The sequence below is a fragment of the Nostoc sp. DedVER02 genome (assembly GCF_034530675.2).
GTDB lineage: Bacteria > Cyanobacteriota > Cyanobacteriia > Cyanobacteriales > Nostocaceae > Nostoc.
Map to the genome: position 1 here is coordinate 54,660 of NZ_JAVRCP020000028.1, position 25,844 is coordinate 80,503.

Below are 25,844 nucleotides of genomic sequence, written 5' to 3' on the forward strand. Positions count from 1 at the left end.
TCTTTGCTGAAGATTTGATCCCAATTTCTAGATTTCGCAGTGACAACCCCTCTTTTAAGAATTGGGCAGGGGGCAGGGAGCAGGGGGCAAGGAGACAAGGGGGATAAGGGGGATAAGGGGGAATTACTGAATAAGTCTCTCCCAAGTCTCCCTCCTCTTTCTTGTCTACCTTGTCTCTTCTTCATGCCCAATTCCCAATTCCCAATCCCCAATGCCCAATCCCCAATTCCCTATGCCCCATTCCCTGTTATAGCTTGCTTCATCTCGCGGACTGCCCTTTCTATACCTACTAATGCTGCCCGACTGATGATGGTATGACCAATGTTCAGTTCTTCCATGCCTGGAAGCGCAGCCACCGGATAGACGTTCCAGTAGGTGAGTCCGTGACCGGCGTTGACTCGTAATCCAGCTTGAATCGCTTGTTCACAACCTTTAGCTAATATGGCTAATTCTCGGTGGCGATTCGTTTCATCTTTAGCCTCAGCGTATTGTCCGGTGTGCAGTTCGATAAACTGCGCTTGTACCTTGACAGATGCTTCAATTTGTGCTGGCTCGGCATCGATAAATAAACTAACTGGAATGTTAGCGCTTTGCAATTTATCGACTATCTCACCTATTCTAGCAATTTGACCGATAATATCTAGTCCGCCTTCTGTGGTGACTTCTTCGCGCTTTTCGGGGACTAAAGTCACGTAATCTGGTTTGATATCGAGTGCGATCGCTAGCATTTCTTCTGTTGCGGCCATTTCTAGATTAAGATGCGATCGCACTGTTTGCCGCAATATCCGCACATCCCGATCTTGGATATGCCGTCGGTCTTCGCGCAGATGCACCGTAATTCCATCAGCACCCGCTAATTCTGCCAGCACCGCCGCCGCTACTGGGTCTGGTTCTACCGTCCGCCGTGCTTGCCGGATGGTGGCAATGTGGTCAATGTTAACGCCAAGTGTAGGCACCCCAAATTTCTCCCAATTCCACAATCCTCAGAACTTGATTTTACCGGAAATTGGTGGAGTTTTGCTGGAAAGCAAAAGGCAGATTACACACATAGAATGCGATGTCTACGACGGGCTACGCCTACGCACAAAAGAAAACTGAGTTAGCAAAAGCTGATTTTTGGGCAAACTACTTTAACTAAATAGCTGATTTAACAAGAGTTGATGAAGTATGAATACAGCAGTTGAGCCAATGGACAAGCTTTTGAACTATCGAATTAGCGAACAGCTTTATGCAGGTTCTAGAACCGTAGTTTATCGTGCAATTCGAGAGTCCGATCGACTTCCGGTTGTAATCAAACTGCTTCAGCAGGAGTATCCCAGTTTCAACGATCTGCTGCTGTTTCGTAATCAGTACACCATCGCTAAAAATATTGACCTACCTGGTATTGTCCATCCCTACAGCCTGGAACCTTACGGCAACAGCTATGCTTTGGTAATGGAGGATTTTGGCGGTATTTCCCTCAGAGATTGGATGAACGAAAGAATCGGGGATAAGCAATATAGTTTGACAGAGTTTTTGGAAATTGCGATCGCCCTGAGCAATATTCTTGACGGACTCTATCGCCATCGGGTTATCCATAAAGACATTAAGCCTGCCAACATCCTGATTAACCCACAAACTCAGCAAGTCAAGTTGATTGACTTTAGCATTGCCTCTCTTTTACCTAAAGAAACCCAGGAAGTTCACAGCCCTAATGTTTTAGAAGGTACTCTTGCCTACCTTTCCCCGGAACAAACCGGGCGGATGAATCGCGGAATTGACTATCGCAGTGATTACTATTCTCTCGGCGTTACCTTCTATGAATTGCTGGCTGGAGACTTACCCTTCAAGTCAAACGATCTGATGGAGTTGGTTCACTGTCATATTGCCAAGGTTCCAGAAAAATTAGGAGGTAGGGGGCAGGTCTGTGCTGGGGGCAGGGGGGAAGAAGAGATTCCCCAAGTTCTTTGTGACATTGTGATGAAATTGATGGCGAAAAATGCTGAAGATCGTTATCAGAGTGCATTAGGGCTGAAATTTGATTTAGAAAAATGTTTATCTCAATTGCAGGAAACTGGAGAGATTAAATCCTTTAAATTAGGTGAGAGGGATATTTGCGATCGCTTTATCATCCCAGAAAAGCTTTATGGCCGCCAAGGTGAAGTTCAGAGTTTACTGGATGCCTTCGAGAGAGTTAGTCAGGGAAGCAGTGAAATTATGTTGGTAGCAGGCTTCTCTGGTATTGGCAAAACTGCTGTGGTTAACGAAGTCCACAAACCAATTGTGCGACAACGGGGTTATTTCATTAAAGGCAAATTTGACCAATTTGGGCGCGATATCCCTTTCTCTGCCTTTGTACAAGCCTTTCGAGACTTAATCAAGCAAGTCCTAAGTGAAACTGACGCTCAATTTGAGCAGTGGAAGCGCAAAATTCTCTCTGCTTTGGGTGAGAACGGACAAGTGATGATTGAGGTGATTCCAGAACTAGAAAGTATAATTGGTAAACAGCCTCCAGCGCCAGAACTCTCTGGGAGTGCGGCACAAAATCGCTTCAATTCGCTGTTTTTAAAATTCACTCAAGTCTTCACGGCACTAGAACATCCATTGGTAATTTTTATTGATGATTTACAATGGGCGGATTCTGCTTCTTTAAAGTTAATAAACTTGTTAATAAGTGAAGTTAACATTGGCTATCTGCTATTAATTGGTGCTTATCGAGATAACGAAGTCAACCCGGTACATCCGCTCATGCTGACTTTGGCGGAGATTCATAAATTGGGCGCTACAGTCAATACGATTACCTTAGCTCCCCTCGATCGAATATCCGTTAATCATTTGGTTGCAGATACATTGAGTTGCTCTCTAGCCTTAGCCACGCCGTTGACAGAGTTGGTATTGACAAAAACTAAAGGTAATCCTTTCTTCAGTACTCAGTTTCTCAAAGCGCTATATCAAGATCAACTAATTACATTTAATTTTGACGGTGGTTATTGGGAATGTGATATTGCTCAAGTGCGAGCGATGGCTCTTACTGATGATGTCGTAGAGTTTATGGCAATTCAACTCCAAAAGTTGTCAATAGAAGCTCAAGAAGTTTTGAAATTAGCGGCTTGTGTAGGAAACCAATTCGATTTAGCAGCATTAGCGATCGTCTACGAAAAATCACAGTTAGAAACTGCCGCAGACTTTTGGAAAGCTGTGCAAGATGGGTTGATTATTCCTATCAATGAAGTTTACAAATTTTATCAGGATGAGTCATTGGTCATTAGTCATTTGCAAAAAACAAATGACCAAGGACAAATGACAGGTTACAAATTTCTCCATGACCGCGTTCAACAGGCTGCCTATTCTCTAATTCCTGAATCTCAAAGAAAAGCTACTCATTTAAAAATTGGGCAATTACTTTTAAAGAATACATTACCGGAAGTAATTGAAACTAACATATTTGATATTGTTAATCAGTTAAATGAGGGAATCGATCTCATCCATGAACAATCTCAAAAGTTAGAACTGGCTCAACTTAATTTAATTGCTGGAAAGAAAGCTAAAGCTTCTACTGCTTATAAAGCAGCAGTTAAGTATTTCACATTAGGACGAGAATTGCTAATAGAGGAAACTTGGGAAAGTAATTATAAACTCATATTTGAGTTATATCGAGAATCTGCTGAGTGTGAGTATCTGACTGGCGAATTTATTCGAGCAGAGACATTATTTAATACTGCCTTAAATAATAGCAAAAATAAATTTGAAAAAGCGAATATTTATGGAATTCAGATGTACCTGAAAATGACTCAGGGCGAAAATATCGAAGCTGGCATTGAAGCTGGTTTGAAAGGTTTAAGCATTATGGGGATGCATTTACCTGTTAGTTCTGAAGAACAGAAAACTGCCATCGAAAATGAAGTTAAAGAATTAAAAGCTAAACTTGCAGAAGTTTGCATAGCAGATTTATTCGATTTGCCTGAGATGACAGATCCAGATAAGAAGGTGTGCATGGGTCTTTTAGCTGACCTTTGGGCAGCAGCTTATATGGCAGGAGATCAAAACCTTAGTTGTTTAGCTCCTCTATTAATGATCGGTTTATCGTTGAGTTATGGAAATGCAGAAAGCTCAGGTTTTGCTTATTGCCTGTATGGGATGAATCTGGCAAGTCAAGGAAGCTATCGAACTGCTTACGAGTTTGGTACATTAGCACTAAAACTCGATCGTCACTTCAATAGTACCCAATTTATTTTTAAGACCAATAATATCTTTGCACACACGACTAATCCGTATAATCAGCATTTAAAAACGAATCTACAACTTTCTCAAAAATCATTCCAAGTCTGTCAAGAAACTGGAAATTTGGTGTTTGGCGTTTGGGCAGTTTCGTTTCTAATTTGGGCAATGTTAATTAAGGGCGATCGCCTATCAGATGTTTACACGGAAACTGAGAAGTATTTAAGTTACGTCCAACAGGTAAATGATACTAATATGCTGTATGCATTTACTTTACAGAGGCAGTTTTTATTAAACCTGCAAGATATATCTAAAAACACCGATTTATTAGACGATCGCAATGGCGAAGATATTCCATATATAGAAGTTTGGAGGCAGAAAAAAAACTTCGATCATGGAATTAACTGGTATTCTTTCCTCAAAATTCAATTATCTTATATTTATGGTCGCTATGAAGATGCTATTCAAGCGGCAGAAGAAGCTGAGAAAACTCTTGGTTGTAACTCTGGTTTTTTCCCAATTATTCAGTATCATTTCTATTACCCACTTAGTTTAGTAGCACTCTATCCCAATGCAACATTAGAGAAGAAAAAAGAATATTGGGATATTATTCAAGAGCATCAACAAATCCAGAAAAACTGGGCAGATAATTGCCCACAAAACTTTCTACATAGATATCTTTTGTTGTCTGCGGAAATGGCAAGAGTTTCTAACAATTATATGGATGCAATCGAATCATACGATCGCGCCATTGCTAAGGCTAAAGAAAATGAATATATCAATGAAGAAGCTCTTGCCAACGAACTTGCAGCCAAATTTTATTTAGAATGGGGTAAAGAACGTATTGCCCAAGAGTATTTGATTAATGCTTACTATTGTTACACTCGCTGGGGCGCTAAAGCCAAAGTCGATAATTTAGAACAACATTATCCACAACTGCTAGCCCCCATTTTACAACAGAGGCGATCGCTACTCACGCCCAATGAGACGATCGCAAATATTGACAGTATTGCTACCTTGCACCCAAGTATTAATAAATCAGTAACATCTAGCAGCAATACATCATTAATGCTAGATTTGGCAACAGTTTTAAAAGCCTCTCAGACTCTCTCCAGTGAAATTGAACTGGATAAATTACTTACAAAGCTACTACAAGTAGTAATTGAAAATGCTGGAGCAGATAAGTGTGCTTTATTACTGCTTAAAGAAGATAGATTTGTAATTGAGGCGACTGCTCAAGTTGGGCAGCAATCAAAGGTATTACAATCCATTTTTGTGGAAGAGAGTGCAGATGTTCCCCATACTTTAATTTACGCCGTCAAACGCAGCCTGCAACCTACTGTTATCGTTGATGTAACAGTGCATCCGGCGTTGATAGCCGATCCCTACATCATTCGCCAGCAACCCAAAAGCTTGCTGTGTACACCGATTTTGTATCAAGGCAAACTATTAGGAATTTTGTATTTAGAAAACAATCTGATGACTGGGGCCTTTAGCAGCGATCGCGTCGAAATTCTCAATCTATTATGCACTCAAGCTGCAATCTCCTTAGAAAACGCTCGACTTTATCAGCAAGCACAAAATACTCTAGAAAACTTGGGAAAAACCGAACAATTCTTGCGGTTAATTATCGACAATATCCCCCAGTCTGTTTTCTGGAAAGACCGCAATAGTGTTTATTTAGGCTGTAACCATAACTTTACTCAAACTTGGGGTCTAGGAGTACCAGAAAATGTTATTGGTAAAAGAGACTACGATCTTCACTGGACTAGCGAACAATCAGATTTTTTTGCAGCACGCGATCGCCGCATCATGGAGTCTGGGGAAGCGGAACTCAACATTATCGAAACCGTGCAGCAAGCAGATGGAAAACAAAAATGGTCGAATACAAATAAAATTCCCCTAAAAGATCGAGAAGGAAACGTTTTTGGCATTCTTGGTACTTCTGAAGACATTACCGTAGTGCAGCAAGCACAACAATTACTGCAACAACAAAAACAACAATTAGAACAAGCATTGCAAGAACTCCAAACTATGCAATTGCAATTGGTGCAGAGTGAAAAAATGTCTGCTCTTGGGAATTTAGTAGCAGGTGTTGCCCATGAAATTAACAATCCGATTGGCTTCATTGCCGGTAATATTGAACCAGCTAAAGATTATGTTAAAGATTTGTTTGTACTCATTAATCTTTATCAACAAAAGTTTCCCAATCCTGGCTCAGAAATTCAAGACGAAATTGATGCTATCGACCTGAATTATTTACGCGAAGATTTACCTAAATTGCTCGACTCAATGAAATTGGGTGTTCAGCGTATCCGCAGTATCAGTACTAGTTTGCGAACCTTTTCCAGGGCAGATAAAGATTATAAAGTTCCCTTTGATATTCACGAAGGCATTGACAGCAGCATTTTGATTCTAAGACATCGTTTAAAAGCTAACGAAAACCGTCCGGCAATCGAGATAGTCAAGAATTATGGCAAACTCCCCCTAGTGGAATGCTTTGCTGGACAACTTAATCAGGTGTTTATGAACTTGTTAGCAAATGCCATTGATGCACTTGAACAATACAATACAGAGCGGAGTTTAGAAGCCATTCTCGCCAACCCTAATCGCATTACTATTCAAACCCGTGTAGCAGACTCAGGTAAGGATATCTTGATTAAAATTGCCGATAACGGGGTGGGGATGTCGCCAGAGGTCAAGGAACGAGTATTTGACCATTTATTCACTACCAAGCCTGTAGGAAAAGGCACTGGATTAGGATTAGCGATCGCTCGGCAAATTGTCGTAGAAGCACATGGCGGTTCCCTCTCCTGCACTTCAGAAGTAGGACGGGGTACAGAGTTTGTCATTCAAATTTCTACTCAACAAGAATAGTGAGTAATGAGTAATGAGTGCTGAGTAGTGAGTAATGAGTGCTGAATAAAGTACTCAGTACTCTTGATGTTTGCGTTTCAAATATTAAATTATAGTAAATAAGGTTGTAATGCTTAAATTACGCAAAATTTGGTTAAAAATTAATTCCCGAAAATATGGGTTAATTTCAAAAAAAAACTATTCATTGAAATGGCGATCGCGCAATTTTGTGTTGCTATCAATTGTGGTGATTCTGTCCATTAGTATTAGCGCCACGGCGATTGCCAGTTACAAAATTGTTAAGGGGTTATTGCTCGATAGTCTCAAGGAACAAGCATTATTAAAAACCCACCAAGGTCAGAATGATATTGATAATTGGTTAGCTATTCGGAAGACAGAAATTAAGACTTTGGCAAATTCTCCAGTGGTGCGATCGCTAGATTGGTCTGTGATAGAACCTTACTTACAATCTGAAGTGAAGCGGATGCAAACATTTTTGCTCATGGCGCTGAGTACACCAGATGGTTCATTGATTAATACTCAGGGAGGTCGTCCAAATGTTAAAGATCGAGAATTTTTTCAGCGCAGTATGAGAGGTGAAACAGTAGCCGCCGATCCAATTCTTGGTCGCACAAGTAATCAATTGCAGATTCAGATTAGTTCACCAATCCTCGGCAAAATAGGCACAAAGCCATCGGGTGTTTTGATGGGAGGGATTGAGATCAAGCGGGTAGTTGAGGCGATCGGCGATTTACATCAAGGCAAAGATAGCTATGCCTTTGCACTGAATTCTCAAGGAGTTCCCATCGCTCATCCTGACACGCAACTAATCGGCACACCCGAAAAAGCCGCCGAGAGTTTCTTGAATTCACCCAATCGGAAGTTAGCAGAAATTACCCAAAAGATGGTAGCTAAACGCACAAACATTGAGTTTGCTCAATTGGATGGAAAATGGAACTACATTGCTTATACTCCTCTGAGAGAAGCAAATTGGTCGGTAGCTTTAGTTGTGCCACAAGAAAATATTGAATCGCCATTGCAGGCATTGAACCTTTTGGCTACGGTTTTGGGAGGATTGCTAGTAGTTGGGTTAATCGGTGCATGGCGACAGGTGCAACTATATGAACAAATCCGCGATCGCGCCTTGATTTCCAGCCAGCAGGCGCAACAACTCAGCAAAACCTTGAAAGAATTGCAAAATACCCAAGCTCAACTCATCCACACCGAAAAAATGTCTAGCCTGGGACAAATGGTTGCTGGGGTGGCACACGAAATCAATAATCCTGCTAATTTTATCCATGCCAATCTCAACCATGCCAGCGAGTACAGCGAAGGCATCCTTGATTTACTCAAGCTTTATCAACAAACCTACCCAAATCCTACACCAGAAATTAGCGATCGCATCCAAGACCTTGATATTGAGTTTCTGGCAGAAGATTTACCCAAACTAATGGCATCTATGCAAGTGGGAACCAAGCGCATTCGTCAAATTGTGCTGTCGCTGCGAAATTTCTCGCGCCTTGATGAAGCAGATATGAAATTTGTAGATATTAATGAGGGATTAGACAACACTCTGATGCTTTTGAATCATCGTCTGACAGCCACGCCTAATCAACCAGAAATTCAGATCGTTAAAAAGTACAGTGATTTACCCCTAGTAGAATGCTATGCAGGGCAACTCAATCAGGTATTTATGAATATTTTAGCGAATTCGATCGATGCTATAGAAGAGTCATTAGTAAAGAATCAAGGACAAATTTGCATTCATACTGAACTTGCTAATGAAAAACAAGTGATAATTCAGATTTATGACAATGGAATTGGTATGTCAAAAGAGGTCAAACAACGAGTATTTGACTATATGTTTACTACGAAACCTGTGGGTAAAGGAATCGGATTAGGAATGGCGATCGCTTATCAAATTGTTGTAGAAAAACATGCAGGAAGTATTGAAGTTGATTCTACTCTAGGACATGGCACAGAGTTTACTATTCGTATTCCTTTAAAGAGTAAAAATTAAAATAGCCAACGATTATAATAGTGATTTTTTAAATAATTTATACCATATTACTCAGAGGCGATATACTTTAAGAAAGTTGACTTCTATATTTAATCTGCTGTATGTAACAGCTAATACATCAACTCTCTGAGGTGATATGCTTTTAAAACTGCAACAAATTATCGTTAAACCTGGTCAACAAATGTTACTCCAAGATATTAGTTGGCAGCAGTTAGAAAATATTTTAGAAGAAATGGGAGAAAGGCGTGCTGCACGGATTTCTTATAGTTATGGCTGGTTAGAAATTATGGTTCCCTTACCAGAACACGAAAAAGATAAAGAATACATTGGTGAGTTAGTAAGAATTTTATTAGACAACCTCGAAGTTGATTTTGAACCTTTCGGTTCTACGACACTTAAAAATGAGCGAATGCGGCAAGCAGTAGAACCAGATACCAGTTTTTATATTCAAAATCAAGCTGCTGTCATTGGAAAAAATCGCATTGATTTAACTATAGATCCGCCACCAGATTTAGCAATCGAAATTGATATTACTTCTCGAACTCGATTTGAGAATTATGAAATTTTGGGAGTTCCTGAACTTTGGCGACATACACAACAAGACTTAGAAATTTCTGTGTTAAGAGAAGGAAAATATATAAAATCTGAATCTAGTCCTAATTTTCCTAATATCCCAATTATTGAATTAGTGAATGAATATGTTCAGCAGTGTTTAACAATTGGTAGAAGTCAAGCTATGCGTAATTTTAGAGATTGGGTGAAGAATAATTTATGATAGAAATCTAAGGCTTTCTGAGAAAGGCGATCGCTCATGACTACTGAAATAAATCCAGCAGCCATTGTGGACTGGGAACCCCCCATACCACCTACAGATTTAATTTTTGATGATGGTGAACCCTTCGAATCAAATCGCCACCGGATTGCTATGAATGTCCTGATTCGGTCATTGCAACAAGCTTGGGCTGATCGCAATGATTTCTTTACCGGGGGCAATATGTTTATTTATTACAGCAGTACCCAGGTTCGGAACCGTGATTTCCGAGGCCCAGATTTCTTTGCAGTGCTGAATGTTGACAGCAATAACTCAAGACAAGGTTGGGTAGTTTGGGAAGAAAATGGTCGTTATCCTGATGTAATTGTAGAATTAATATCACCATCTACAGCAGCAATAGACAAGGGTATCAAGAAAAACCTTTACGAACAAACTTTTCGCACCTCAGATTATTTTGTCTACGATCCTTTTGACCCTAATTCTTTGCAGGGGTGGCATTTAGATGATAATCAGCAATATCAGCCTTTGACCCCAAATGAGCGCGGGTGGCTATGGTCTAAGCGTTTAGGTTTCTGGTTGGGCACGAATGAGGGAACAATAGATAGAGAAACGGCGGTATGGTTGCGGTTTTACGATGTGGCTGGCAATTTGGTTTTGTTACCAGAAGAAGCTGCGGCGGCACAGGTGGCTCGTCTAGCGGCTAGATTAAGAGAATTAGGGGAAAATCCAGATATGTTGTGAGAGACTAGATGCGATCGCTATTTTTACATGCCAGAATAAGCAAGTGCCTAGTTTACCGCCGTAGGCATCGCTATTAAGTAAAGCTGCTAAATTAAGGTTGAATGGACATAAATTGATATTTACAGCAGATTGCAACTTGGTGAGTACAGATAATCGTAGGGGCACAACATGTTGTGCCCCTACCCGTGTACTTCATTTACCTGAAATATGCTGTATTATTATCAGTATTTTATTAAACTTTGATTGATATAAAATCAGCTTTGTGAGCGCCAGATTCTAACTGATTTTTCCTGTTGCACCACCAACTCAGAAATGGTAATTGTGCAATAGAGCTTTTGTACAAAAATTCAGCAAAGAAAAGCATCAGCACCTAATTATTTTCGTCAAGGCTTCCAGTTTCTTGAAGGCTTTTTATTATCTCTTGTCCCTGTTTTGTCAAAAGTAAATTAGCGTAGGCTTGACCAGCTTGCTGTTCTCTTTGACCATTTTGCTTAACTACTACATAAAAAATAGTAGGTAATGGATATTCAACACTATAAATCGCTTCTATATTAACTCTATTACGCTTGCGAGGGTGACATTGAGCAGGTGACACAAAGTTTTGTCGTTGATATGGATAGAAAATTTTACCCTCCTTGTTAACAATAGGTAAAGTCTTAACTCCACACTGCGGTACTATATCTGAGATTGGGCCTACAAAGATTCCTCCGGGTTCTTTCGTGATTTTTTGGAGTCCTTCACTAGTTGAATTAACATAATTAATATTTTCACCAAAATCTATAATGTCTAAACTTTTTCTAAAATCGTTAGTGCTTGTTGAATTACCACCACGTACATAAAACTTAATTGGGATATCTACTAAAGTGCCAGCCTGTCTCCAGTTGTTAATCTTACCACTGAAGATTTTACTTAATTGTTCTTTAGTCAGAGCGTTGATCGCTAATTGGGGGTTAACAGCTACTGCTAAACCGCTTTTAACAACTGGAATTGCTTTAAGAGTAAAAAGCTTTTTTTTAGCTTTGAATTCCTCTTCTGAGGAAACATCACGGGATGATAAAGCAAAATCCAGTCCGTCCTGTCCACCATCTATTAACTTCTCAATACCTATTCCAGAACCCAATACCAAATCTTTTCTTATTTTTATGTTAAACGGAGGATAAGCTTTTTTAATTTCTGATTCTAGCTTTGGGTAGATAAAAGCCCAAGAAGTACTACCGCCGTATTTAAATGTTCCTTCAGGTACATTAGGAACTTCTACAAATTGATTGATAACTTTTATTGGTGGAGGTGGGATAACAGGAGGACATTTTTTATCTGGCTTAATAAACCATCCTGCCACAGCCCCAATAATAACTCCTATACTTAACATTCCTATAGATTTAAGAGTTAAATTGAACCTTCTTTTTTGAGAAGCTTCAATTAGGGCTATATCTTCATCCCTAAGTCCTAAAGTTTGCTGAAGACGTTTCAACTCGTCACGAGTATTTTCATTAACAGGAAATTTACCCTTAGTTTCTTTTAAAAATACTTTTTGATATTCCTGTAAATTTTCTTTGTAATCTTGATAAGGTTTTAAAACCTCAGCCTCCTTAGCAACGACTTGATCGAGTGGAAGCCCTAACTTTTTTTGTAGCTTACTTAAAGCAGTACGACCAATATTAGAAATCTCACCGTCTCTTACCCAATATTCAACTTCTCGACCATATTGAAGCTTTGGCTCATCAATGGGTGCTTTGGCAAGCTTGATTTTATACCCTTCTCTGATAGCATATATTTCTGGTTTCATTGCTGGAGCAGCTTCTTGTACTTTTCTTTTAGCGTATTCATGTAATTCATCAACAGAGATGAAGCTATCTTGATCTCGGTCTGCTGCTCCAGTCTCCAGACCCTCAACTACATAGCGGGTGTAAGTTGAAACATCTGCTCCTGGTTGTGCAAAAGAATATTGTGTTGATGTCGAAGATGTAAGAACTGCTCGTCCTTCACCACCCAATTGGTTCCTCACATCCACAAAACCATCATCTTTAGAAGATTTAGCAGACCAACCCTCAGCAAACGCGCCACTAAAACAACAATCAAGAATTACTACCTCGCGTTTAGAGCGACTTTCTACATCTAAGTCTTTGATCTCTCGCAGCAGATTCTGTGTTTCGCGTTCTTGCTCCTCTGCATCTAAGTCTGGATTAGAAAGAGCGATCGTCAGTTTGACGTTAGATTCAGAACTCATTTGTTACCCTTTTAAGTTTTTTAGCAGTTTACGCTTAATTGTATTTAGGTGATATCTCTATTGACATAATATCTGTTATGTAGATATTCCGAAAAGCTTTTAAGATTTTTGCAGAAATTTATCAAGTTTAAGTAAAAATATGCACATTTAAAGCTCTGCTCAGAAATCACATTTGCTTGAATCTGGGGAATTAAGCTAAAAACTCGATTGCTGTAATCTGTTGTGGAGATTATTTAGACTATACATACAGATAAAACTATCTTTAACCCGCAGCCTGCTGCCGCCAATGCTGCAAAAACCACTCATAGAACTCTGGGTTATTGTATGTCTGCGTCCATGAGTCGTGTTCAGCTTCTGGGTAAACTGTAAATTTTACATTCCCGTCGTGGGCTTTGAGTGCAGAAACCATGATTTCAGACTCACTTAAGGGAACAACATTATCCTTGGCTCCGTGAAATGCCCACACAGGAAGATTTTTCAACTTACGTGCTTGGGCTGGATTACCACCGCCACAAATAGGTGCGATCGCAGCAAATCGTTTTGGCTGTGCTATTGCTAAATGCCATATTCAGTAACCACCCATACTTAAGCCGATCAGGTAAACCCGATCTGGATCGACAGGATAGGATGCAAATTACCTTATCCTTTGTTGCACAGGCGTAGCCCGTCATAGACATCGCCGCCATTTGGTAAGAATAGTAGGTAATTATAGCTGTCGCTAGAAATAATTTGTCTTTATTCTGGCGGCATAACATTAAATAACTTTGTTAGTTTAACGTTTACGAACAGCTATTGTATAACTTGGCCGCTGTGTTGCTTCTCGTTGACTTTTAACTAACCGAAAATCATTATCTATATATAAATGCTCTAAAAAAGAAGTAGCCAGATAAACTTTCTCAAATTTTTTGACAGTATTTCTGTCCATATCTTTTAATTTAAGTTCTTGCTGTAAATCTATATTTTGTGTTGCTTCCTTTCCCTTAAATTTAGATTCGAGTGTTGTTGTAAACCACTTATCTGCATCGTCAATTGTCAATGGGATTTCTCTATTTTTCAATGCCTGGAATATCCCAACATTTTTAATATCCCACTGTTCATCTCGAACTGAATATTTTTGTAACAGCATTAAGTCATAAGCTGGTATTTTTGATGCAATTTTTTGCCAAAAACCAGATTGATGTCCTGGTGCATAACGGGCAATATTTGCATAGTAACCATCATTATGAAAAATTTGGTAAGACTGTTCGTGTATTCTACCAGGTAAAATATCTTGAAAAGGTATAGTTGACCATATTGGTATCCATACTCCTATGACGATCGCCACTTGATCTACAACTCGATCAAAGGGATTACGTCGGCTCAACTCTGCAAAATATGGTGCTAATTCATTTTTATAAAATTCTACTTTGGCTTTTAACGGCTCTCGATTGCGATCTTTAACAAGTTCTAAAATTTGATTTTTTATTTCTGCTGTAGTCCAATATGTCAAATCTGCGTCACTTGTGACATCTACCATTACCGTTCATCCTGGGAAAACAGATGTGTTATTAATATAGACTAACTCCATCAAAAAAGACGACAGGGGGACGCAGACAACCAACTCTCAGCGTCCCCGTATCTGTTTAATGAATGACTACCACCAAACTCGATTTCCATTTTCGTCAACTCGTGCTTCCCGGATTACATCGGAAATCTCCTCAGCATCTTTAACGTGGTGGAGTGCTTTCTTTTCGCCGTTGGGTTCATCCACAACGAAGTAAGTCGGGACTGTGATTTTGTCGCCTGTAATGTCTGGTACATCATCCACAGCTACTTGTTGAGCTTTTTCTTCAACAGATTCAGACTTATCAGAAATTTTATCTCCCGGATTCGCTGTTAAGTTTCTTTCATTAACATTCGGTTCTTCGCGTAGATGTGTATCTTCACTTACGGGTTGATTAATTTGATTTTCTTGAGTTTTATCAGTCATGGCTTTTGCAGGTATTGAAAAATCTAGCTCTACTAATAACACTCTAAAAAATCGGTGATACAAAAAGTTCTTTCTCTGGAGAGACTTTCACAAGAACACGTCTTAGGTTAGAGATTCACTCTGATGAATTTACTTCTTTAGTTGAAATGGCGTATATTCTCCCCCCAATGCTTCTACAATACTACGGGTATTCACCTGCATCATTTTGATGTAAGAATCTCCTGGGCTTCCCTTTGCACCAATTGAATCAGAGTAAAGTTGATTTGGTGCTAATTTCACCCCTGCTTCTTGAGCAACAGTTTTAATTAAAGCTGGGTTAATTGTAGTTTCAGAAAAAATTGCGGGAACGCCGATCTTTTTAATGGACTCAACTAATCTCTGGACTGTTTGAGCGCTTGGTTGTTCTTCGGTACTAATGCCAATTAAAGTACCTGCGATCGCAATTCCATAAGCACGTCCATAATATTGGAAGGCATCATGGGTTGTCACAAGTTTGCGCTTATCTGCGGGGATAGTTTGAATTTGTTGATTAATCCAGCTATGTAACTGTTTTAATTCACTAGTAAGTTGCGATGCATTCTGAGTAAATTTGTCTTTATCTTCAGGTGATAACTCAATCAACGCATCTCGGATCGCATTCGTCATTGCGATCGCATTTTCTGCACTACCCCAAACGTGCGGATCTGGAACTACTTCGCCTTTACCTTTATCAAGCTGCAAAGATTTGACAACTTCCCCCACTGGGATCTTCCGCGCCTTCCCACCAGAAGCATTCATTAATTTAATCAGTCCCGGTTCCAGATTGTAGCCGTTATATAAAATCAAGTCAGCTTCTTCCAAAACCCTACTATCTGCTGGTACTGGTTCGTAAACATGGGGATCTGTACCCGGTTTGAGGATTCCACTTAGTTGAATCTCATCCCCTGCAACCTCTTGTGTCAAATCAGCAATGACAGTGCTAGTTGCAACTACTCGCGGCTTATCTCCCTTGGTGCTGTTGGGGTTAGAGTCTTTTTGTGTACAACTCAATAAAGCCAAAGGCAAAAGCATTCCCAAACAAAACCGGAAAATAATTTTTCCCTTTATCCTGCTGATTATTCCCTCGCCATAAGGAGTACCGCCGTCTATCTGTGGTATTAGTTTCATTTATCTTGGATATTACATCTAATTATAAATTTTTTCATATTTCTCTCATTTTTATAGTAAGCTCAAGAAATAAATATTGAAACCTAGTTATGAAAAACGTCTCTTTTCCGGCAAAATTTCGTCTATCCCAGACAAAAACAGAGGAAGTACCTGCAAAAGCTATCAAATTTGATATGAGTTCCACAGCAGCAATTAGCATTGCCCATCTGGGGGTATACTACCGGACACAAGAAGCTTTAAGAGACGTTAACTGTATTGTCAAACCAGGAAAACTGACGGGTATTTTTGGCCCTAACGGTGCTGGTAAAAGTACGCTGATGAAAGCAATGTTAGGTTTAGTTCCCGTCAGTAGTGGTACGGTGCTATGCCTTGGCAAACCCTTGATGCAACAATTAGAGAAAGTTGCCTACGTACCACAACGTAGCCAAATTGATTGGACTTATCCCGCCACAGTCTGGGATGTAGTCATGATGGGACGGGTAAAGAAAACAGGCTGGTTGCGTAGCTTCTCAGCAGTCAGTCGTCAAGTAGCAAAAAATGCCATAGAAAGAGTTGGAATGAGCGAATATTGCGATCGCCCCATTGGACAATTATCAGGAGGACAACAACAACGGGTATTTTTAGCTCGTGCTTTAACACAGCAAGCAGAAATCTTCTGCTTTGATGAACCTCTAGTAGGCATCGATCAAAAAACCCAGTCAGTGATTTTTGAAGTTTTCCATGAACTTGCTGCTGACAACAAAATCGTGCTAGTAGTCAACCACGACTTAGGGGAATCAATCACTCACTTTGACGACTTAATATTACTAAACCGTGAATTAATCGCCACAGGTTCACGCCAACAAGTACTCACAGAAGAAAATCTGCATCGTGCTTATAGCGGTAAAGTAATGTACTTTTCAGATGCTGCATAAAATGTCATTGGGTATGGAATATTGACAAATGACAAATGATAAATAACAAAATATGTTACAAGCATTAATTGAGCCGTTGCAATACGGCTTTATGCAGCGATCGCTCGTGATTGCCATTTTAGTTGGGATGTTGTGTGCAGTTGTCGGCAGTTACCTAATGGTACAGCGACTAGCCTTGCTGGGTGATGCCATTAGTCACTCAGTTTTGCCTGGACTAGCGATCGCTTTTATGGTAGGAGCAAATATATATGTTGGGGCGTTTATTGCCGGGGTTTTAAGTACAATGGCGATCGCCTGGATTAGAGTGCGATCGCCAATTAAAGAAGATGCAGCAATGGGCATAGTTTTTTCGGCATTCTTTGCCCTTGGTATCACCCTAATTACTGTTATTCAAAAAGATAATAAAATCGACTTAAATCACTTCCTTTTTGGCAACATTCTCGGTGTTACCATTTATGAAGTGCGGGACACTGCGATCATTGCTATTATTGTTTTAGTAGTTGTTCTTTTATTATATAAAGAACTTTTATTTTACACATTTGACCCTTTAGGCGCTCAAGCCGCAGGTTTGCCCGTCAATCGGCTGAATTTTGGATTGATGTTGCTAATAGCTTTGACAATTGTCGCCAGCATGAAAGCTGTCGGTGTGATTTTAGTATTATCACTTTTAATTACACCAGGAGCCACCGCTTATTTATTAGTTAAGCGTCTCAATCAAGTGATGATTTTGGGTGCAGTAATTGGCGTAATTTCCAGTATTAGTGGGATGTACCTCAGCTACTTTTATAACTTGCCCTCTGGGCCTGCGATCGTTTTAGTAGTATCGGGATTATTTTTGCTGGCATTACTACTTAGTCCTAAATACGGTATTTTTACGAGTAAACAACTTAAAACCAAAGAATAATTTTCATGCGATCGCGCCGTAGTATATTAGTAGACCTTTATTGGTATATCGGGTCATGAGAGAAAATTATTCTACTAATGGTAAAATTCCAGCTAGGATAAAAACGCGCCGGGATTTTTTAACTTACACGCTAGGCGGTACTGTCGCATCAGTAGCGAGCGCATATTTATTTCCCAAAGTCAGCCAAAGTCGTGAAATCAGCCTAGAAACCCTTTGCTCCCTTTATCCAAAGAATTCGCGCTGTGAAAATTATCTTCCCGGATCTGAGGCACTAGACAAAGACGGCAAGAAAATTGAAACTAACGCATTATTAACAACTGCAAAGCCTGGAATTCCGATTCTTGTAAAAGGCTTGCCAGACAATAGCGTTGATTATCTCATCATTCAAGACGGGCCAAAGATTGCTGAGTACGCTATCAATCCAACTTGTACCCATTTAGGATGTACAGTTGAGTGGGATCTTGAAAAGAATTACTTTGTTTGTCCTTGTCATGGATCTCAATCCGATTCTCAAGGTCGTGTCGTTCATGGGCCTGCAAAGCGTTCGCTACCACTGATAACTGTTGTAGTCAAGCAAAACCAAGTTCGTTTAGTCGCTCACAAACCTGCTATAGATCCTCGGTAAGCTACCAATATCAAATTAGATTAGACAATGCCACCATACTTTTTGAGCAAGTTAGAAATTCTAAAAGACTAACAAAAATTACTGCATAATTTAAATTTGTCGGGTAAGCTGACAACAGCAGTTTCATCCTCAAAACAATGACCGCAAGTAGTCCCACGATTTTAGCCCTGGATTTTGATGGAGTGATTTGCGACGGACTAATTGAATATTTTGAGGTAGCATGGCGTACCTACTGTGAAATTTGGTCGCCAGCTAACGACACACCAGCAGATGATTTAGCTTTGAGATTCTATCGCTTACGCCCTGTAATTGAGACGGGTTGGGAAATGCCCGTTTTAATCAAAGCGTTAGTAGATGGAATTCCTGATGAGAAAATTCTTCATGAATGGTCAAGCATTGCCCCAAAACTTTTGTTAAATGACAAGTTACAAGCAAGAGAAATTGCTACGAAACTAGATAACCAACGTGATGAATGGATTACCACAGATTTAGACGGTTGGCTAAGTCTGCATAGATTTTATCCGGGTGTAGTAGAAAAGCTCAAATTAACTCTTGACAGTGGAGTTCAGCTATACATTGTGACAACTAAAGAAGGACGTTTTGTACAGCAGTTACTACAACAAGAAGGGGTTAATTTACCGACAGACGCAATTTATGGGAAAGAAGTCAAGCGGCCGAAGTATGAAATTTTGCGAGAATTAAAGCAAGAAGCAGAAAACAAGCCAGTTAGTCTCTGGTTTGTTGAAGATAGACTTAAGACATTGCAGTTAGTCCAACAGCAAGCAGACCTTGAAGAGGTGAAACTATTCCTTGCAGACTGGGGTTATAATACCCAAGCAGAAAGGGAAACTGCCCAAAATGACCCGCGAATTCAATTGTTATCACTTTCTCAGTTTGCCAGAGATTTCTCTGCTTGGTTTTAATATATTCTTGAGCTTACCAATATCCAGCCAGGAACTTAAGTTTCTGGCTCATAGTTCAAGTCCACTCAAGTAGACTAAAATTATTTACTTATTTCTATTCAGGTAACTTTATTTATTAACCTCTAAATTTATTCCAAGCCGGAAAGCCAACGAAGCGAGAGTTCTAAATACATGTAAAGAAATAATAAATTAGAACAACAGACGCGATTAATCGCGTCTCTACTTCCACCTTTTGTACAGACGCGATTAATCGCGTCTCCTAACTTTATCAATTACCTCTATGCTTGATTTAACAAAACTGGCACGACAAATGCAGGGCTTAAGCCAGCATCTTACCTTAGAAGCTGCTGCCAGTCGCCAGCGTTTAGAATTGGCGCAACAACATCTAAAAAATGCTTATGAGTCTCAACAAGATTTAATCGATCGCCAGGAAAAATGGCGCGATCGCATTCTCTTTGCTAATGCTACCCCAATTGAACCGCTAGAAACTTGCATCGATATCCCAGTTCCACCAAAAATTCATACTGTAATTGCTACAGATGGTTCCCAAATTGCCCCTAACCATCACGAAATTGCTTACTGTTATCTTCTAAACATTGGCAGAGTCGTCTTACACTACGGGCAAAACCGCCATCCAATACTTGATAGTTTGCCAGAGGTATTTTACCGCTCAGAAGATTTATATATGTCTCGCCAATGGGGAATCAGAACTGAAGAATGGATGAGTTTTCGCCGCACTGCTTCAGAAGCAACGGTTTTGGCAGAACTTGCATGTGCAGCGAAAGGGGAAGCACCAGCATTGGCGATGGTAGATGGTTCGTTAATTTACTGGTTTTTAGAACAATTACCAATGGATGCACGCGATCGCATTTTACCTCCCATCCTGGAAGCTTGGCAGCAAATGCGTGATGCTCAAATTCCTCTAATGGGTTATCTCAGCGCCTCTCGCAGCATCGAAACAATGAACTTTTTACGCTTATTGGCTTGTCCTCACCCAGTACCAGACTGTAAAACTTATTGCCCAAATCAGCTAGAAAAAGTAGCTTGTAAAATTTTTGAACAATTGCGAGATACTTCTGTTTGGGCAACCCGACTCAAACCAGGACAACGCAGCACTCTTTGGCGGAGTAATTCCCCCATCCTCGAACTCTACGGCGATCAGATTATTTATTTTTGCTATGTTCACGTTGGCACTGAAATCGCTCGAATTGAAGTTCCGGCATGGGTAGGGGAGAATGCAACCATGTTAGACCAAGCATTAGGACTGATGCTAGCACAAGTTCAAAAAGGATATGGCTACCCAGTTGCGATCGCCGAAGCTCATAATCAAGCAGTGGTAAAAGGTGGCGATAGAGCGCGTTTCTTTGCTCTCCTCGAACAACAAATGATTAAAGCTGGTTTAAAAAATGTCGGCACTTCCTATAAAGAAGCCAGAAAGCGTGGGAGTATTGCTTAGAAATTTCTAATTTAAGCAAATTAAGTCTTTCTGAAAAACTTTAGCTTTGTAGATTTTGATTAATCTTGAAGTTGGGTTAAATAACTAAACCCAGCACCAATATCCCTAGTTATATTGAGTTCGCAAAACCTCAATTTAATCTCTGAATCCTTTTATTTTTTCTGAAAAAATAAACACCCTTAAATGACTAATTTACTGCTTAAGGCTGAGAATAGATTAAATCTATAACAATTAATTTATGTAACACTTCTTAATTTAAAATCTAAAATATCAATGTTTATTTTAGAGTTTTTTTAGGGAAACCTATATTGAATAGAGGGTTAAGTCAATACCGAGCTAGTCTATCCACGACGAAGCAAGCTATATTTTCCCCTCACAAATTAAGTTGATTACGTATTTCTTCGTATATTAAACAGCCCTCATTGAAATAGAATTTAGGTAATATTTAGCTCGACAATATTCTATTCAGACGCTTATTAAATCTGCGAAAAACGTATTTATTCACTTATTTAGCATTTGTTCAATAAGCTTAACACCTAAAAAACTGATGAAACTAGCTAAATCTGAGTTACAGCAATTAGAAGAAAAATACTCTCGATTTTTCTCACTTTCTATAGATTTACTGTGTATTGCTAGCTTTGATGGTTATTTTAAGTATTTAAATCCAAAATGGACAACAACGTTAGGTTGGTCAAATCAGGAACTTATTTCTAAAACTTTTATCGAATTTGTTCACCCTGAAGACCGTGAATCTACTATTCTAGCAGCCCAACAAATTATACAATCAGTAGATGCAATCAGTTTTGAGAACCGTTATCTTTGTCGGGATGGTTCTTATAAATGGCTGTCATGGAATGCTACTGGTTTTAGTAAAGAAGAATTGATTTATGCAGTAGCTCGTGATATCACTCTTGACAAACAGAATGATATGGAGTTACAAGAGTCTATCCGAGAACTAGAAGCTTTTAAATTTGCCTTAAACGCCCATTCACTAGTAGCTATCACTGATAAAGCTGGAAGAATAACCTATGTTAACGATCAATTTTGTGAAATTTCTAAATATTCCAGAGAAGAACTTTTAGGACAAGATCATCGAATTATCAATTCTGGACACCATACCAAAGAATTTTTTACAAATTTATGGAAAACTATTGCCCAAGGAAAAATATGGAAGGGGGAAATTAAAAATCAAGCCAAGGATGGTACTTTTTATTGGGTGGATACTTTGATTGCCCCAATGTTAAACCCAGATGGAAAGCCTTATCAGTATGTATCTATCCGTACAGATATTACACAACGCAAGCTTTCAGAGTTAGCTTTATTGGAGCGATCGCGTTTGTCTGTTTTGAGTGCAGAAGTCAGTTTAGCCTTATCTCAAAGTGGTACACTTCCAGAAATTCTGCAAAACTGTACAAATACTATTTCCCAATATCTTGATATAGCCTTTGTTTGTATCTGGACATTTGAAAAACAGACAAACCAGCTGCAATTGCAGGCTGGTGTTCAATGTACAGATGTTACTTGTAGTGCTTTGAGCGATACCCAAGATTACCCAAATCATATTGTTTTAGCTAATAGTATCATTAGTTTAGTGACTCAAAATCATCAACCTATTCTTAACAAAGAACTATCAATTAATAATTCAGAAAACCTTCTCGATTCTACGTTCTCAATTCTTCGATTTTCTGCTTATCCTCTGATAGTAGAGCAGCAGATAATTGGAATAATGGCTTTATTTAGCAAGCAATTATTTACTGAACCAACTCATAACCTATTAAATTGGATTGCTAACAATATTGCTGTAGCTATCGACCGCATCTTGGCACGAGAGGAACTTCTCAGCCGTCGGGAAGCCTTATTACTGCGTCTAGCTAGTCAAATCCGCAGTTCTCTTGACCTAGATATGATACTAGATACTGCGGTCAATGAAATTCGCAGCTTATTAAAAATCGATCGTTGCTACTTTCTTTCTTATTTACCGCACCCATCCCAGCCAAGCCTGACTATTACTTATGAAGCGCGAAATCCTAACTTACCCACTATGTTAGGTAGTATTCCATTACACAAAAGCGCTTCTTTAACAAAAAAACTTCTTTCTCAAGAGCTAATTTGCATTGACGATATTAACAGCAAATCACATCTAGATTATGATATACAAGAACTTTTAACTGAGTTTGGCATTACCTCTCAACTACTGCTACCAGTTAAGAGTAATTCCAATGAAATTGGGGCAATTGTTTGCAGTCATTGTAGTGGTCATCGCATTTGGACTAACAGTGAAATTAACCTGCTACAAGCTGTTTGCGATCAACTAGCGATCGCTATCGATCACGCACAACTCTATACCAAAAGTCGCTCTGCTACTTTAGCTGCTCAAACTCAAGCCGAAAAACTCACTGAAACCTTGCATAAATTGCAGCAAACTCAATCTCAACTCATCCAGAATGAAAAAATGTCCAGCTTAGGACAATTAGTTGCTGGAGTTGCTCATGAAATCAACAATCCAGTTAATTTTATTCATGGCAACTTAACCTATGCTAACGAATACTTTCAAGAGATTCTAGCTTTATTAAACCTTTATCATCAATACTATCCTAAGCCCGCAATAGAAATTGAAGAATTTGCTGAAAAAATAGATTTAGAATTTATTACTAATGACCTTTCTCAACTCATAGCTTCTATGAACATGGGCACTAATCGCATCCGTGAAATCGTTCTGGGATTGCGAAACTTTTCCCGTCATGATGAAGCAGATAAAAAACTAGTAGATATTCATGAAGGCATTGACAATACACTATTAATTTTGCACCATCGCTGGAAAAATAACGGCATTGGGCTGGATATATCTATTATTAAAAAATATGGTAATTTACCGTTAATTGATTGTTATGCTGGTCAGCTTAATCAAGTGTTTATGAATATTTTGACTAATGCGATTGATGCTTTAGAAGAATCAATAGTTAAGTTAAAAACAAGTGATAAACCGCAAATTATAATTAGTACTGAACTTGTAGACAGTAAATTTATTGTCATCAGCATTGCTGACAATGGATTAGGAATGGAAGAAGACGTGAGAAAACGGTTATTCGATCCATTTTTCACCACAAAACCTGTGGGTAAAGGAACAGGGTTAGGGCTATCAATTAGCTACCAAATTGTAGTAGAAAAACATGGAGGAAATTTGAATTGTTTATCAGAACCAGGAAAAGGTACAGAATTCTGCATTGAAATTCCAATTTCAACATAATTGAGTACAACACTTGAATTATTTCATTTCCAAAATCTTTGTAGGCGTATACCTATCTATACGCTTCATCAGAGATTTCGTAAAATGCGATAAAGATTATTAAAACCTTGGATTTTCTTGCAAATGTTAAATTCGCACTTAAAATACTAGTATAAATAGATTAGATTTAGTTAGTAATTTTTGATTTTATTCTCCAAAAAAGCAACACATACTGACTTTGCAGTAGGATAATTAATAATTCGCTTATTTATCGAACAGAATTCAGTAGTCAGGAGTCATAAAACAGACATGAACTTTGACCGAAAAAGCGGATAGCACAGCGTTAGCGAGTCCGCGAGCGTCTGAATAACCGGCGTTTTTGCACCCCTACCAATCGTAGATTTAGTGGTCTTCAAGACGCGATGCTCGTTCCTCTCTACTGCTACGCTATCACGGACTCGCTAACGCTGCACTATCAGTCGCGGGTCTGAATTCCCGACTGATTAATTCTGACTTCTGAATTGTTCTTCAACTAAAGTACAATCCTCATACTCAAATCCAACCACTTTGACTGGGTAATTGGCGCACTACTAGAAATATAGTCAACACCCGTCTCTGCTACACAGCGAATTGTCTCTAAAGTCACATTTCCTGAAGCTTCAATTTTTACCTCACTATCCTGCTGGCGAATCCACTGCACCGCCTGACGCATCATCTCCAAAGGCATATTATCCAACATAATAATGTCAGCCTTGTGCTGCAAAGCTTCTTTCACCTGCTCTAAACTTTCAGTCTCTACCTCTATTGTCAAGGGATAAGGTATCTGAGAACGAATACGGGTAACAGCTGCTCCAATTCCCCCAGCCGCCGCAATATGATTATCCTTAATCATCACCGCATCATCCAATCCCATACGGTGATTAATTGCCCCACCCAAAGCAGTCGCGTACTTTTCCAACAGCCTTAACCCTGGTGTAGTTTTACGCGTATCCACCAACTGAGCAGGTAAATCAGCAATTTTCTCTACATATACATTAGTTAACGTAGCAATTCCACTCAAGCGCATAGCTAAATTGAGAGCAACTCGTTCCCCCATAAGTAGCGCATCCAGCGAACCGTGAATTTCAGCTACCGCTTGTCCTGGGTCACACCATACACCTTCAGCTGCAATCGGCACAAAGCTTACTTTTTCATTCAAAATCTTAAATACCCTAGCTGCGACTGGTAAGCCAGCAATTATCCCTGAAGCTTTAGCTATCCATTTAGCCGAGCCTAGCGTCACATCTTCTACCAGTAGCGTATTTGTTGTGCGATCGCCCCTACCAATATCCTCCAACAACCAGCCATGCAAAAGAGGATCTAAAACCAGCCAAGGCGGTAAAACACCAGAACTGCTCACAAATTTATTGTTTCCTTTACGACTTCCAGAAATACTATAGCCTTAAACTCTTGCTCTCAAAGGCTTTGATAGTGATAGAAAAAGAGTCCCAAAAGATTTTTGGAAAAATAGTTGACAGGATGAATTAGGTTCGTTATATTGAATAAGTGCTTGAAGCGGAGCGCGAAAGAGCAACGCTTTTAAGGACACCGAACCTTGAAAATATTATAGTTTGAAAGCAATAATACAGCAAGTGTGTTGCGTCAAGAAAATAAAGATAACTAAGCTGAAGTTAAAAAAGAGCAGCTAAATGTATTGAGCTAACAAACGCTTCAAAACGGAGAGTTTGATCCTGGCTCAGGATGAACGCTGGCGGTATGCTTAACACATGCAAGTCGAACGGTGCTTTCGGGCACAGTGGCGGACGGGTGAGTAACGCGTGAGAATCTGGCTCTAGGTCTGGGACAACCACTGGAAACGGTGGCTAATA

At 39.4% G+C, this 25,844-nt stretch carries 18 protein-coding genes and 1 rRNA gene; 11 read left to right on the forward strand and 8 right to left on the reverse strand.

Going from position 1 to position 25,844, the window contains the following annotated elements:
- Positions 1-230: 230 nt before the first annotated feature.
- The gene (locus tag RMZ41_RS23460) at positions 231-956 is read right to left on the reverse strand and encodes a pyridoxine 5'-phosphate synthase (protein ID WP_322643040.1); all 726 of its coding nucleotides are present in this window, start codon (positions 954-956) and stop codon (positions 231-233) included.
- A gap of 211 nt (positions 957-1,167) precedes the next feature.
- On the opposite strand from RMZ41_RS23460, the gene RMZ41_RS23465 reads away from it, so the two are divergent.
- The 4 genes from RMZ41_RS23465 to RMZ41_RS23480 all read left to right on the forward strand — a co-directional run bounded on the left by RMZ41_RS23465 (position 1,168) and on the right by RMZ41_RS23480 (position 10,586).
- Positions 1,168-7,074, forward strand: a complete 5,907-nt coding sequence (locus RMZ41_RS23465) for an AAA family ATPase (protein ID WP_322643041.1) — start codon at positions 1,168-1,170, stop codon at positions 7,072-7,074.
- A gap of 109 nt (positions 7,075-7,183) precedes the next feature.
- Positions 7,184-9,073 carry an ATP-binding protein gene (locus tag RMZ41_RS23470; protein ID WP_322643042.1) on the forward strand — a complete coding sequence of 630 codons (1,890 nt, stop codon included), beginning with the start codon at positions 7,184-7,186 and terminating at the stop codon, positions 9,071-9,073.
- Positions 9,074-9,209: 136 nt separating this feature from the next.
- Positions 9,210-9,848, forward strand: coding sequence for a Uma2 family endonuclease (locus RMZ41_RS23475; RefSeq protein WP_322643043.1), 639 nt, complete (start codon positions 9,210-9,212; stop codon positions 9,846-9,848).
- A 36-nt stretch (positions 9,849-9,884) separates the two neighbouring features.
- Complete coding sequence (locus RMZ41_RS23480; RefSeq protein ID WP_322643044.1) at positions 9,885-10,586, forward strand: Uma2 family endonuclease; 702 nt, start codon at positions 9,885-9,887, stop codon at positions 10,584-10,586.
- On the opposite strand, the gene RMZ41_RS23485 is transcribed toward RMZ41_RS23480, so the two are convergent.
- From RMZ41_RS23485 to RMZ41_RS23510, 6 genes are all read right to left on the reverse strand, one after another.
- Complete coding sequence (locus tag RMZ41_RS23485; protein ID WP_322643045.1) at positions 10,560-10,751, reverse strand: hypothetical protein; 192 nt, start codon at positions 10,749-10,751, stop codon at positions 10,560-10,562. The genes RMZ41_RS23480 and RMZ41_RS23485 overlap by 27 nt on opposite strands.
- Before the next feature lie 205 nt (positions 10,752-10,956).
- Complete coding sequence (locus RMZ41_RS23490; protein WP_322643046.1) at positions 10,957-12,813, reverse strand: substrate-binding domain-containing protein; 1,857 nt, start codon at positions 12,811-12,813, stop codon at positions 10,957-10,959.
- A gap of 262 nt (positions 12,814-13,075) precedes the next feature.
- On the reverse strand, positions 13,076-13,381 hold the full coding sequence (locus RMZ41_RS23495) for a prolyl oligopeptidase family serine peptidase (protein ID WP_409875836.1): 306 nt from the start codon (positions 13,379-13,381) through the stop codon (positions 13,076-13,078).
- Between the two features lie 204 nt (positions 13,382-13,585).
- Positions 13,586-14,329 (reverse strand): hypothetical protein, encoded by a 744-nt coding sequence (locus RMZ41_RS23500; RefSeq protein WP_322643048.1) that lies wholly within the window; start codon positions 14,327-14,329, stop codon positions 13,586-13,588.
- 117 nt (positions 14,330-14,446) lie between these two features.
- Entirely contained in the window at positions 14,447-14,782 is a 336-nt protein-coding gene (locus RMZ41_RS23505) for a hypothetical protein (protein ID WP_322643049.1), read from the reverse strand.
- Positions 14,783-14,911: 129 nt separating this feature from the next.
- Positions 14,912-15,928, reverse strand: coding sequence for a metal ABC transporter substrate-binding protein (locus tag RMZ41_RS23510; protein WP_409875831.1), 1,017 nt, complete (start codon positions 15,926-15,928; stop codon positions 14,912-14,914).
- Between the two features lie 89 nt (positions 15,929-16,017).
- Between RMZ41_RS23510 and RMZ41_RS23515 the strand changes: the two genes are divergently transcribed.
- The 6 genes from RMZ41_RS23515 (at position 16,018) to RMZ41_RS23540 (ending at position 23,997) form a co-directional block, all read left to right on the forward strand.
- Positions 16,018-16,842, forward strand: a complete 825-nt coding sequence (locus RMZ41_RS23515) for a metal ABC transporter ATP-binding protein (RefSeq protein ID WP_322643050.1) — start codon at positions 16,018-16,020, stop codon at positions 16,840-16,842.
- Between the two features lie 52 nt (positions 16,843-16,894).
- Complete coding sequence (locus tag RMZ41_RS23520; protein WP_322643051.1) at positions 16,895-17,746, forward strand: metal ABC transporter permease; 852 nt, start codon at positions 16,895-16,897, stop codon at positions 17,744-17,746.
- A 55-nt stretch (positions 17,747-17,801) separates the two neighbouring features.
- The gene (locus tag RMZ41_RS23525; RefSeq protein ID WP_322643052.1) at positions 17,802-18,371 is read left to right on the forward strand and encodes a Rieske 2Fe-2S domain-containing protein; all 570 of its coding nucleotides are present in this window, start codon (positions 17,802-17,804) and stop codon (positions 18,369-18,371) included.
- Positions 18,372-18,508: 137 nt separating this feature from the next.
- On the forward strand, positions 18,509-19,294 hold the full coding sequence (locus RMZ41_RS23530) for an HAD family hydrolase (protein ID WP_322643053.1): 786 nt from the start codon (positions 18,509-18,511) through the stop codon (positions 19,292-19,294).
- Positions 19,295-19,574: 280 nt separating this feature from the next.
- Positions 19,575-20,750, forward strand: coding sequence for a DNA double-strand break repair nuclease NurA (locus RMZ41_RS23535; protein WP_322643054.1), 1,176 nt, complete (start codon positions 19,575-19,577; stop codon positions 20,748-20,750).
- Positions 20,751-21,297: 547 nt separating this feature from the next.
- A complete protein-coding gene (locus RMZ41_RS23540; protein ID WP_322643055.1) occupies positions 21,298-23,997 on the forward strand; it encodes a PAS domain S-box protein in 2,700 nt (899 codons plus the stop codon).
- A 511-nt stretch (positions 23,998-24,508) separates the two neighbouring features.
- On the opposite strand, the gene nadC is transcribed toward RMZ41_RS23540, so the two are convergent.
- Positions 24,509-25,375 carry a carboxylating nicotinate-nucleotide diphosphorylase gene (nadC, locus tag RMZ41_RS23545; protein ID WP_322643056.1) on the reverse strand — a complete coding sequence of 289 codons (867 nt, stop codon included), beginning with the start codon at positions 25,373-25,375 and terminating at the stop codon, positions 24,509-24,511.
- Positions 25,376-25,688: 313 nt separating this feature from the next.
- Between nadC and RMZ41_RS23550 the strand changes: the two genes are divergently transcribed.
- A 16S ribosomal RNA gene (locus tag RMZ41_RS23550) occupies positions 25,689-25,844 on the forward strand; the annotation flags it as partial.